This window comes from Cellulosimicrobium cellulans, assembly GCF_016921195.1.
Classification (GTDB): domain Bacteria; phylum Actinomycetota; class Actinomycetes; order Actinomycetales; family Cellulomonadaceae; genus Cellulosimicrobium; species Cellulosimicrobium cellulans_F.
Map to the genome: position 1 here is coordinate 53110 of NZ_JAFGYF010000005.1, position 10970 is coordinate 64079.

Annotated in this window: 10 protein-coding genes; 5 read left to right on the forward strand and 5 right to left on the reverse strand. The window is 73.8% G+C overall.

Features of this window, described 5'->3' with window-relative positions; all coding sequences use genetic code 11:
* Positions 1 to 39 precede the first annotated feature (39 nt).
* On the forward strand, positions 40 to 1005 hold the full coding sequence (locus tag JN535_RS12115; protein WP_205205819.1) for a carbohydrate ABC transporter permease: 966 nt from the start codon (positions 40 to 42) through the stop codon (positions 1003 to 1005).
* On the forward strand, positions 1002 to 2033 hold the full coding sequence (locus tag JN535_RS12120) for a carbohydrate ABC transporter permease (RefSeq protein WP_205205820.1): 1032 nt from the start codon (positions 1002 to 1004) through the stop codon (positions 2031 to 2033). Before JN535_RS12115 ends, JN535_RS12120 begins: the two co-directional genes overlap by 4 nt.
* Positions 2034 to 2156: 123 nt before the next feature.
* Here JN535_RS12120 and JN535_RS12125 read toward each other — a convergent pair whose 3' ends face one another.
* Both JN535_RS12125 and JN535_RS12130 read right to left on the reverse strand, forming a co-directional pair.
* On the reverse strand, positions 2157 to 3455 hold the full coding sequence (locus JN535_RS12125) for an alkaline phosphatase (protein ID WP_240201060.1): 1299 nt from the start codon (positions 3453 to 3455) through the stop codon (positions 2157 to 2159).
* A 164-nt stretch (positions 3456 to 3619) separates the two neighbouring features.
* Positions 3620 to 4663 (reverse strand): DUF2804 domain-containing protein, encoded by a 1044-nt coding sequence (locus JN535_RS12130; protein WP_205205821.1) that lies wholly within the window; start codon positions 4661 to 4663, stop codon positions 3620 to 3622.
* A 204-nt stretch (positions 4664 to 4867) separates the two neighbouring features.
* Here JN535_RS12130 and JN535_RS12135 point away from each other — a divergent pair, with 204 nt between their 5' ends.
* From JN535_RS12135 to JN535_RS12145, 3 genes are all read left to right on the forward strand, one after another.
* The gene (locus JN535_RS12135; protein ID WP_205205822.1) at positions 4868 to 6097 is read left to right on the forward strand and encodes a ferrochelatase; all 1230 of its coding nucleotides are present in this window, start codon (positions 4868 to 4870) and stop codon (positions 6095 to 6097) included.
* A gap of 28 nt (positions 6098 to 6125) precedes the next feature.
* Positions 6126 to 6860: a hydrogen peroxide-dependent heme synthase gene (hemQ, locus tag JN535_RS12140; protein ID WP_205205823.1), complete on the forward strand. Its 735-nt coding sequence runs from the start codon at positions 6126 to 6128 to the stop codon at positions 6858 to 6860.
* Positions 6861 to 6980: 120 nt separating this feature from the next.
* A complete protein-coding gene (locus tag JN535_RS12145; RefSeq protein WP_205205824.1) occupies positions 6981 to 7811 on the forward strand; it encodes a tryptophan-rich sensory protein in 831 nt (276 codons plus the stop codon).
* A gap of 27 nt (positions 7812 to 7838) precedes the next feature.
* Here the strand turns inward: JN535_RS12145 and JN535_RS12150 are convergent, their stop codons facing one another.
* The 3 genes from JN535_RS12150 to JN535_RS12160 form a co-directional block, all read right to left on the reverse strand.
* Positions 7839 to 9179, reverse strand: a complete 1341-nt coding sequence (locus tag JN535_RS12150; protein WP_307868645.1) for a Glu/Leu/Phe/Val family dehydrogenase — start codon at positions 9177 to 9179, stop codon at positions 7839 to 7841.
* A gap of 86 nt (positions 9180 to 9265) precedes the next feature.
* Entirely contained in the window at positions 9266 to 10072 is an 807-nt protein-coding gene (locus JN535_RS12155; RefSeq protein WP_205205825.1) for an aldo/keto reductase, read from the reverse strand.
* Between the two features lie 134 nt (positions 10073 to 10206).
* Positions 10207 to 10956 carry a helix-turn-helix transcriptional regulator gene (locus JN535_RS12160; RefSeq protein ID WP_205205826.1) on the reverse strand — a complete coding sequence of 250 codons (750 nt, stop codon included), beginning with the start codon at positions 10954 to 10956 and terminating at the stop codon, positions 10207 to 10209.
* Positions 10957 to 10970: the final 14 nt, after the last annotated feature.

The following is a 10970-nucleotide window of genomic DNA, read 5'->3' on the forward strand; positions in this document are numbered from 1 at the left end:
TCGTCGGGCACCTCCCATCGCACCGAAGGACGTCCGCTTGTGACCGCCACCACCGCCCCGCCGCGACGGGGACCCGCCTCCCACGCGCGGGCCGACCGCGACGGCCGACGCCGCAGCCCCGTGACGTGGTTCCGTGGCGGCGGCCTGAGCAACCTCGTCTTCCTGCTCCCGCTCATCCTGATCTTCGGCGTCTTCTCGTGGTTCCCGATCGTCCGCGCGGTGATCATGAGCTTCCAGGAGACCAACCTCGTCACCGACCCGACGTTCGTCGGGCTCGACAACTTCCGCCAGGTGCTGGACGACCCGCTCCTGTGGAAGGCCGTGAAGAACACGCTGTACTTCGCGTTCCTCGCGCTGCTGTTCGGGTACCCGATCCCGCTGGTCGCGGCCGTGCTCATGCGCGAGGTGCGCCGCGCGAAGGGGCTCTACTCGGCGCTGGCCTACCTGCCGGTCGTCGTGCCGCCGGTCGTCGCCGTGCTGCTGTGGAAGTTCTTCTACAAGGGCAGCCCGACGGGCGTGTTCAACACGATCCTCGGTTGGGTCGGCCTCGGTCCCTACCCCTGGCTGCAGGACGCCTCGTGGGCCATGCCCTCGCTCGTCCTCGCCGCCACGTGGGCCGGCGCGGGCGGGACGATCATCATCTACCTCGCCGCCCTGACGAGCGTGCCGCCCGAGCTCTACGACGCCGCCGAGGTCGACGGCGCGGGCCTGTGGCGCAAGATCTGGCACGTGACGCTGCCGGCACTGCGCGGCGTGCTGTTCATCACGCTCATCCTGCAGGTCATCGGCACCGCGCAGGTCTTCCTCGAGCCGTACCTGTTCACCGGCGGCGGACCGAACAACGCGACCGTGACGGTGCTGCTGCTCATCTACCGCTACGCCTTCCAGAACAGCCTCGGCGGCGACTACGGCGCCGCGACCGCGCTGTCGCTCATGCTCGCCGTCGTCCTCGCGATCTTCTCGCTGATCTACTTCCGGCTCACCCGGTCCTGGAGCACGTCATGACCCTCTCGTCCACCGACAACCCGAGCGAGGTCGGCGTCGTCGCCGAGGACGCCGCCGACACCGCGCAGCGCGCCTCGGCCGCTGCCCGCAGCCGCCGCGAGGCCGACCGTCGTCGGCTCCGCGCGCGGCGGCGCAAGGCGCTCGACGGCGTCGAGGACCGCGGCGCGCTCTCCGAGGCGGACTGGCGCCGGCCGAGCGTCCGCTGGGGCATGGGGACGACCCACGTGCTCCTCCTCGTGCTGCTCGTCGTCGTCGGCCTCGGCCCCATGCTGCTCCTCGCGAAGTTCGCCGTCACGCCCACCCAGGACATCCTGCGCACCCCGATGGCGGTCTTCCCGAACGGGATCGCGTGGGAGAACCTCGACAGGGCGTGGAACGACGTCCAGATCAGCAAGTACTTCCTCAACACGATCTGGCTCGCGGTCGGCTCGTGGGTCTCGCAGATCGTCGTCGCGACGACGGGCGGGTACGCCCTGTCGGTGCTGCGCCCGCGCTACGGCAAGATCGTCCAGGCGCTCGTGCTCTCGACGATGTTCGTGCCGGCCGTGGTGCTGCTCGTGCCGCTCTACCTGACGATCCTCGACCCGCCGTTGCTGGGGCAGTCGCTCATCAACAGCTTCTGGGCGGTGTGGCTCCCCGCGGGCGCGAGCGCGTTCAACGTGCTGCTCGTCCAGCGGTTCTTCGACAGCCTCCCGCGCGAGGTGTTCGAGGCCGCCCGCGTGGACGGTGCGGGGTCCTTCCGGCTGTTCTGGTCGATCGTCCTGCCGATGTCCAAGCCGATCATCGGCGTGGTCTCGGTGTTCGCGGTCATCGCCGCGTGGAAGGACTTCCTCTGGCCGTTGCTCGTGCTCAAGGACCCGAACATCCAGCCTCTGTCGGTGCGGCTGCCGTCCATCGAGGCGTCGACGGACCTCGGCGTGTTCCTGGCGTCTCTCGCCATCTCGACCCTCATCCCGGTCGCGCTGTTCCTGGTGTTCCAGCGGCTCTTCCTCCAGGGCGCGGGTCTCGGGGGAGCGGTCAAGGGCTGACCCGGTCCGTCTCCCAGACCGACGTCGGTGTCGTCATCCCTCGGACGACGACACCGACGTCGTGCTCGACCGCGACGAGCAGGGTGGTGCTCGACGGAGCCCGGCCCGGGCGCTCGGGGCGCGTCAGCCGCGGCCCCGGCCCTGCATCGCGCGCAGGACGGCGTCGTGGACGTCGGTGTTGCGCTGCGCGCCCGCGAGCCGTTCGGCGCCCGGCCCCTGCGCGGTGATCGGCGTGGCCTCGCCCGTGTGGCCGCCCGTGGTCCAGTCGACCGTGAACTGCAGGTCCGAGCCGGCGAGGTCGAACGGCCCGTCCTCGGTCGTCGCGCCCTCGCCGCCCTCGTCGTCGGGGTCGACGTTCTCGATCGCGAGCCCGCCCGTCGCGTGGTCGCCCACGACGAGCACGAGCGTGCCGCGGTTCCGCGCCGCGAAGTCGAGGGCGAGCGCGACGGTCTCGTCGAGCGCCTGGCCGGCCTGGATGGTGCGCGTCGCGTTGCTGCGGTGCGCGAACTCGTCCACCGCCTCCTCCTCGACGAGCAGGAAGAACCCGTCGCGGTCCCGCGACAGCACGTCGAGCGCCTTGGCCGTCATGTCGACGAGCGGCACCTCGGGCTCGTACAGGTCGCCCTCGCCCTCGTTGCGCTGCTCGAACATCTCCTCGTTCGCGAACAGGCCGAGCAGCTTGCGCCCGCGCGCGTCCGCGAGACCCTCGGCGTCGGTCACGTACGTGTAGCCGAGGTCCTGCGCGCGCTCGACGAGGTTCCCCTCGGTCCCCTTGCTCTGCTCGGTCGGGTCCTTCGCGGGGTTGTCCTGCCACGCGCCCGGGTCGCCCGCCGGGTACCACCAGTCCTCGCCGCCGCCGAGCACGACGTCGGGCCGCGAGCTCTCGAGGAACTGGCGCGCGATCTCGCTCTGGTCGCCCCGGTCGGGCACGTGCGCCCCGAAGGCCGCGGGGGTCGCGTCGGTGACCTGGGCCGTCGTGACGAGGCCGGTGGCCTTGCCCGCACCCCGGGCAGCGTCGAGGAGGGTGGGGACCGGGTTGCCGTCGACGTCGACGCCGACCGCCCCGTTGTACGTGCGGACCCCGGACGCGAACGCGGTCGCGCCCGCGGCGGAGTCGGTGACGGCCTCCTCCGCGTCGGCCGAGTCCGTGGTGGTCCAGCCGGCGTGCTCGAGCGAGTCCATCGCGAGCTGCCCGTCCTTGCCGACCGTCGCGAGCCGGATCAGCTCGCGGTGCGAGAGCCCGAGCCCGTCGCCCTGGATGAAGATGACGTTGCGGGCGCGGTCGTTCCCGTGGCCCTGGCCGCCGCGGTCGCCGCGGTCGTCGCCGCGCTCGCCGCCGCCGAACGGCAGGAGCATCACCAGCGCCGCGGCGGCCGCGACCCCCGTCGTCCCTGCGCTGAACCGTCCTCGTCGTGACTGCATGAGCTTCCCCTTCCCACCGGCGTCGCTGCCGGTGCCGGCACGGCCGCGGAGGGGACGGTGTCGCCGTCGCGCGCGGGCCGCGCCCGGCGGCGTCGGTGCCGCCGGATCGTCCCCACGCTAGGCACGCCGCGGGCACTGGCAAGCGGGGCGGGGGCGCGGCGCGCTCACCAGCGGTTGTGGACCTCCTCGGCCCAGCCGACGAGACCGTCGAACCGCACCGGCCCGGTCGTGGCCGCGCCCGACGGGCCACCGTCACGTGGGGTGAACGTCCCCGACCAGGTCCCGAAGCACTGGTCGGTCGACGACGACACGATCCCGAGGTTCGTCCGCGTGACCTTCGTGTGGAAGGGCTCGAACGTCGCGTCGAGCCCACCACCGGTGACCCGCCACGGCCTCTGCGGGTCGGCGAGGTCGTAGTCCCACGCGAGCTCGTCGGGGAGGTGGTGGATCCGCCCGTCGAGGAGGACGGCGTTCTCGGTCGAGCCCGTGCCGACCGTCCACCGCCCCCCGACCTGGATCCCGACGACCCGCCCGTGGCTCTCGCCCGAGCCGGCGCCCCAGTTCCACCGGACGTCGTACGGCCAGCGTCCGCGGCCGTGGTCGAGGACCGCCCACGACGACCCGGCGGGCACGTCGACCGCCCGGCCGTCGACCCACAGCGTGCCGCGCGCGGGACGCGCGACGTCCTTGACCGTGTACTGGAAGCGCGTGTCGCTCCACGGCACGACGACGGCGAGCCGCTCGTGCCCGGGCGGCAGGACGGCGACGACATCGAACGAGACCTCGCGGGTCCGAGCACGCAGGCGCGTCCCGCCGTCGACCTCGTCGAGGTCGATCGCGAGGTTCTTCGCACGGGCGCGCGCCGGGCCGTCGCCGAGCGACCCGGGGAGCTCGACGCCGCGCGCGGGCACGACGGTCGCGTCCGCACCCCATGTGCGGCCCGACTCCCGGTCCAGGACCCAGACCTCGTGCACCGCGGCGTAGTCGAGCGAGGACACGGTCAGCGCGAGGACGTGCGTCGGCGTGACGACGCCCCAGTACTCCCAGCGCTTGTTCCGGCCGGTGTGCCGGGTCCAGGGGCGCTGCCCGCCCCGCGCGACGCCGGAGGTGTCGACGAGCGGCTGCCGCGCCCAGCCGACCGACCGGCGGTCGAGGCTCCCGTCGGGCAGGGTGAGCGCCACGCGCTCGGTGATCTCCGGGAGCGGCACTGCTCCACCTCCACGTGGTCCGGCCCGGGCGGCTCTGCGCGACGGGCGACGCCGCCCGGCGCCCGGCCCGAGGAACGAGCGAGCCCGAGTCTACGGTCCGCGGGAAGCCGCCCGGACGAGGTGACACTCTGTCCCGTCAATGTCACGTCCCCGCGGTCCGCTTCCGGGCGGGCGGGGCCTGGAGCAGGTGCCATGATCAAGAGCATGCCCCCGTTCTCCCCCCAGGACGTCGCTGCCGGCACGGGCCGCGCCGCTGAACCCGTCGAGCCCGCCGCCACCCCTGCGAGCGCCGTCGACCCCGGTCCCACGCCTGACCTGCGCCCCTACGACGCGCTCCTGCTGTACTCGTTCGGCGGGCCCAACAAGCCCGAGGACGTCGTGCCGTTCCTGCGCAACGTCACCGCGGGCAAGGGCATCCCCGACTCGCGCCTCGAGGAGGTCGGCGAGCACTACTACGGCTTCGGCGGCAAGAGCCCCATCAACGAGCAGAACCTCGCGCTCAAGGTGGCGCTCGAGGCCGAGCTCGCGCGCCGCGGCGTCGAGCTGCCCGTCGTGTGGGGCAACCGCAACTGGGAGCCGTACACGACCGACGCGATCGACGAGCTCGAGGCGCTGGGCGCGAAGAACGCCGTCGCGCTCGTGACGTCGGCGTACTCCTCCTACTCGGGCTGCCGCCAGTACCGCGAGGACCTGGCCGTCGTGCTCGACCGCCGGGGCCAGCTCGGGCCCGACGGCTCGACGGGCGTGCAGTTCGACAAGGTGCGCTCCTACTTCAACCACCCCGGCTTCGCGCAGGCGAACGTCGACGCCGTCCTGGACGGCTACGCCGCGCTCGCGGAGAAGGGCGGCGACGGCGCGGCCGCGCGACTCGTGTTCGTCACGCACTCCATCCCGGACACCATGGAGGCGGCGTCGCGCGTCTCGCACGCGACGTACTCCGAGCAGCACCTCGACCTCGCGCGCGTGATCGTCGCCGAGGTGTCGGCGCGACTCGGCCACGAGATCGCGTGGGACCTCGCGTACTGCTCGCGCTCGGGCCCGCCGAGCCAGCCGTGGCTCGAGCCCGACGTGAACGACCACCTCGAGGCGCTCGCGCAGGAGGGCGTGCGCGACGTCGTGCTGTCGCCCATCGGCTTCGTCTCCGACCACATGGAGGTCGCGTACGACCTCGACACCGAGGCGATGGAGACCGCGACGGGTCTCGGGATGACCGCGGTCCGCGCGGGCACCGTGGGCACGCGCGAGCCGTTCGTGCGCGGTCTCGTGGACCTGCTCGTCGAGCGCGCGGCCCTCGCGCGGGGCGAGGACGTCGAGGAGGCCACGGTCGGCGACCTCCCGGCGTTCCGGTCGGTGTGCGCGCCGGGCTGCTGCCTGCGCCGCGACGGCGAGCCGAGCGGCGTCCCCGCGCTGTGCAGCACGGACATCCACAGCTGAGCCCCCGTACCGACCAGGGAGGAACCCGATGAACGACGCCGCGCGCGTCCCCGCGGACCACGAGCAGATCAACACCACCATCCGCTACGCGATGTGGTCCGTCTTCGCGACGGCGGCACCCCTGCCCGCCGACGCCGACGAGCGGGCAGGCCTCGTGACCGACGCGCTGAGCGCCGTCGGTGGGGGCGACGACCCGGCCGCGACCGACGGCGAGCTCGTCGTGCGCGGCTGGTACGACGTCGCGGGCCTGCGCTCGGACGCCGACCTCATGGTGTGGTGGCACGGCCCGACGATCGAGTCGGTGCAGGGTGCCTACCAGCGCCTGCGCGCGAGCGGCCTCGGGGCGCACCTCGAGCCCGTGTGGTCCAACGCCGCGCTGCACCGTCCCGCCGAGTTCAACCGCGGCCACGTGCCGGCGTTCCTCGCGGGCGAGGCGCCGCGCGACTACCTGAGCGTCTACCCGTTCGTGCGCTCGTACGACTGGTACCTGCTGCCCGACGCCGAGCGCCGCACCATGCTGCGCGACCACGGCCTCGCGGCGAAGGACTACCCGGACGTGCGCGCCAACACGGTCGCGTCGTTCGCGCTCGGCGACTACGAGTGGATCCTCGCGTTCGAGGCCGACGAGCTGCACCGCATCGTCGACCTCATGCGCGAGCTGCGCGCGACCGAGGCGCGCCGCCACGTGCGCGAGGAGGTCCCGTTCTTCACGGGCCCGCGCACGACGCTCACCGCCTGGGCAGACCGCCAGCCCCTGGCCTGAGCGGCGCCGCCTACCTTTCTCTTCGTTCGACGCTGCTCGGCGAGCAGCGTCGGTCTCGGCAGCGCGGTGGCCGAGGGCTCCCCAGATGCTCAGCATGCTGAGTGATGTCACGCTGGAGGCATGAGCACAGCAGCCGTCCCGGCGGGCGTCGTCCCGGCGCCCGCGCCCTCCGACCGCGTCCGCCAGGTCGTCGTCCTCGTCGGCTCGCTCGTCGCGGCCGGGGCGGCCGCGTACGGCGCGGGAGCGTTCGGCGGCACCGCCGTCGAGCAGACCGCCGGGGGCGCGCTGTCCTCGACCGCGACTCCCGTGGCGCCCGACGGCCCGGCGTTCCGCATCTGGTCCGTGATCTACCTCGGGCTCTTCGCGTTCGCGGTCTACCAGGTCCTACCGCGGCACGGAGCGAGCCCGCGCCTGCGCGCGACGTCGTGGTGGGTCCTCGCCTCCATGGTGCTCAACGCCGCGTGGATCGGGGTCGTGCAGGCCGGGTGGGTCCCGCTGAGCGTCGTCGTCATCGCGGCGCTGCTCGCCGTCGACGCGGTGGTCGTCGTGCGGCTGGTACGCCGGCGGCCGGAGTCGACCGCGCAGGCCGTCGTGCTCGACGGGACCATGGGCCTGTACACCGGCTGGGTCAGCGTCGCGACGCTCGCGAACGTCGCCGCGGCGCTCGCGGACGCGGGCGTCGGCGACCTCGGCCTGGGCGCGACGGGCTGGTCGGTCGTGCTCGTCGCGCTCGCCGCGGGGCTGTCCGTCGCGTGGGCGGCGTTCGCCGCCGGACGCCGTGCGGTCGCGCTCGGCATCGGTCTCGCCATGGCGTGGGGTCTCGCGTGGATCGCCGTCGCGCGGTTCGGGGGCGGGCTCGTGGACACCACCGTGGCCTGGGCCGCCGTCGGCGCCTCTGCGGTCGCGCTCGTCGCGGCGGTCGTCGCCGCGACACGCCCGGCGCGCGCCTGACCCTCGCGCCGGGCGGTCGGCCGCGCGTCAGGGGTAGAGGCCGCGGATCTGGTGCGCCTCGGCGACGCGCTGCACGCCGATCACGAGCGCGGCGTCGCGCAGGCTCAGCTCCTCGCGGCGCGCGAGGCCCGCCACCTCCTCGTACGCGTGCAGCATGCGGTGCTCGAGCTTGTCGCCGATCTCCTCGGCGGTCCACCAGTACGCCTGGTTCGCCTGGACCCACTCGAAGTAGGAGACGACGACGCCGCCCGCGTTCGCGAGCACGTCCGGCACGACCGTCACGCCGTTCTTGGCGAGCACGCGGTCGCCCTCGGCCGTCGTCGGGCCGTTCGCGCCCTCGACGACCCAGCGGGCACGCACGGTGCGGGCGGTGTCGCCGTCGAGCACGCCCTCGACCGCGGCGGGGACCAGGACGTCGACGTCGAGTGCGAGCAGCGCGTCGTTGTCGACCGGGTCGGCGCGGTCGAAGCCCACCACGCTGCCGGTCGCGGCGACGTGCTCGACCAGCGCGCGCACGTCGAGCCCGTCCGGGTCGTGCACGCCCCCGTACTGGTCGGAGACCGCGACGACGCGCGCCCCGCGCGCCGCGAACAGCGCCGCGGCGTGCGACCCGACCTTGCCGAAGCCCTGGATCGCGACGCGCACGTCGGACAGCGGCACGCCCGCCTCGTCGAGCGCCGCGGCGGTGACGTGCACGACGCCTGCGCTGGTCGCCGTCGTGCGCCCGAGCGACCCGCCCACGGTGATCGGCTTGCCGGTCACGACGGCAGGGATCGTGTATCCCTGGTTGACCGAGTAGGTGTCCATGACCCACGCCATGGTCCGCTCGTTGGTGCCCATGTCGGGCGCCATGATGTCCCGCTCCGGGCCGATCACCGGCATGATCTCCGACGTGTAGCGGCGCGTGACGCGCTCGAGCTCGGCCTCGGAGTAGCAGCGCGGGTCGATCGCGACCCCGCCCTTCGCCCCGCCGTACGGCAGGTCGACGATCGCGCACTTCCAGGTCATCCACATCGCGAGCGCGCGGACCTCGTCGATGTCAACGCTCGGGGAGTACCGCAGGCCGCCCTTGCCGGGTCCGCGCGAGACGTTGTGCTGCACGCGGTAGCCGCAGAAGAGGACGGTACGGCCGTCGTCGCGCCGCAGCGGCACGGCGACGTTCACCTCGCGCCGGGGCGTCGCCAGCATCTCGTGCAGGCCGTCGTCGTAGCCGAGGAAGGCGACCGCGCCCGCGAGCTGCGCGTGCGCGGTGTCGAGGGCGGACGCCGGTGCGGTCGCCGCGTCGGGTCGAGGGGTCGTGCGGGGAGCGGGGTCGTTCGGGCTGGGGTCGCCGCCGGTGAAGGTGGGCGGCACGGACGTCGTCGTCACGGTTCCTCCGGTTCGAGGTTCTCCTCGGTGCCGCGGGGGTGTGCGGCACCGAGGGTCACGCTACCCCCGGAGCGGGCGCTCGCCCCTCACGCGCCGCGGCGGTGCCCCAGGGCGTCGATCGCCGCGAGCTCGTCCGCGGTGAGGGAGAACCCGGTCACCCGGAAGTTCGCCTCGATCCGCTCCGGCGTCACCGACTTCGGGATGACGACGAACCCGTGGTCGAGGTGCCAGCGCAGCACGACCTGCGTGGGCGTGACGCCGTGCGCGGCCGCGACCTCGGCGAGCACGGGCGCGTCGAGGTCGGTGCGCTTGAACGGGCTGTAGCCCTCGAGCACGACGCCGCGCTGCGTGAGCTCGTGCGCGAGGCGGTGGTCGTAGTCGGCCGGGCTCCACGGGATCTGGTCGACGGCGGGCGTCTCGCCGACCTGCTCGGACAGGACGTCGACCTGCTCGACCGAGTAGTTGCTCACCCCGATCGAGCGCACCTTGCCCTCGTTCCGCAGCTCGACGAACCGCTCCCACACCCAGGGCGACGCCTCGCCGGACGGCGGCCAGTGGATGAGCCACAGGTCCACGTGGTCCGTGCCGAGGTCGCGCAGCGACGCCTCGAGCGTCTCGCGCTCGCGGCCCGCGGCGTCCGGCGGGAGCTTGGTCGTGACGAACACGTCGGCACGGTCCACGGTCGAGTCGGCGAGCGCGCGCCCGACCTGCGCCTCGTTGCCGTAGCCCGTCGCGGTGTCGACGTGCCGGTAGCCCACGTCGAGCGCGTGGCGCACGGCGCGGTACGCGTCGTCGCCCTCGGACTGCCAGGTGCCGAGGCCGAGCAGCGGCATCGCGCCGCCGGGCAGGTCGACGGAAGGGACGGCGCCAGGGGAGGAGTCTGTGGTGGTCATGCCGCCAGTGTCCGTGCCGGACGCGGACGCTCGCCACCGCGCGCGTCTCGCCCCGCCTGTGCCGAACCCGGCGACATCCCCGGGTTCGGCGCGTGGCGCGACCACAACCCCGGGTTCGGCAGCGGGAGGGGTGGTCAGCGGCGCGTGCGACGGCGGTACTGGGCCGGGGTCTCGCCGGTGAGGCGCGCGAACGTGCGCGTGAACGACGGCTGGTCGTAGAACCCGCTCTCCGCCGCGACCTCGCCGATCGACGCCGTGCTCCCGGCGAGCAGGCGCGTCGCGTGGTCGACCCGGGTGCGCAGCACGAGCTGGCGCGGTGTCACGCCGTACACGCGCCGCACGCGCCGGTCGAGCACCGCCGACGTGGAGCCGGCTGCCTCGGCGAGCCGCGCCGTCGTCCAGCGGGCCCCGAGGTCCGCCTCGACCGCCGCGACGAGCGCCGCCATCGAGGCCATGGTCGCGTCGTCCGCCGCGCCCGCCCGCAGGTCGTGGGAGACGGACACGATCCCGACGAGGCGGCCCGCGTCGTCGTGCACGGGGAGCTTGGACGTGAGGAACCAGCCCGACGTGCCGCCCAGCCGCCGGATGCGCTCGAGCTCGCCCCGCAGCGCGCGCCCGCGCAGCACCTCGGCGTCCTGCTGCTCGTAGCGCTCGGCGAGCTGCGCGACGAACAGGTCGCGCGCCCGCCGGCCCAGCACCGCGCGGCGCGAGCGCTCGTGGGTCCGCGCGACGAACACCGGGTTGACCGCGACGTACCGGCCCGTGACGTCCTTGGCGCAGAACATCGTGTCCGGCAGCTCGTCCATGAGCGCGACCATGGCGGGGCTGAGGGCGGCGAGGAGCGCCTCGCCCTCGGGCCACAGGTTGTCGCGGACGGGTGCCATGTCGCCCCGGATCG

Bases quoted from the DNA above. Each gene is read 5' to 3' on its own strand.
- JN535_RS12120 (WP_205205820.1), top strand. From the start codon at position 1,002: ATGACCCTCTCGTCCACCGACAACCCGAGCGAGGTCGGCGTCGTCGCC.
- JN535_RS12125 (WP_240201060.1), bottom strand. From the start codon at position 3,455: ATGCAGTCACGACGAGGACGGTTCAGCGCAGGGACGACGGGGGTCGCG.
- JN535_RS12135 (WP_205205822.1), top strand. From the start codon at position 4,868: ATGCCCCCGTTCTCCCCCCAGGACGTCGCTGCCGGCACGGGCCGCGCC.
- hemQ (WP_205205823.1), top strand. From the start codon at position 6,126: ATGAACGACGCCGCGCGCGTCCCCGCGGACCACGAGCAGATCAACACC.
- JN535_RS12145 (WP_205205824.1), top strand. From the start codon at position 6,981: ATGAGCACAGCAGCCGTCCCGGCGGGCGTCGTCCCGGCGCCCGCGCCC.
- JN535_RS12155 (WP_205205825.1), bottom strand. From the start codon at position 10,072: ATGACCACCACAGACTCCTCCCCTGGCGCCGTCCCTTCCGTCGACCTG.
- JN535_RS12160 (WP_205205826.1), bottom strand. From the start codon at position 10,956: ATGGCACCCGTCCGCGACAACCTGTGGCCCGAGGGCGAGGCGCTCCTC.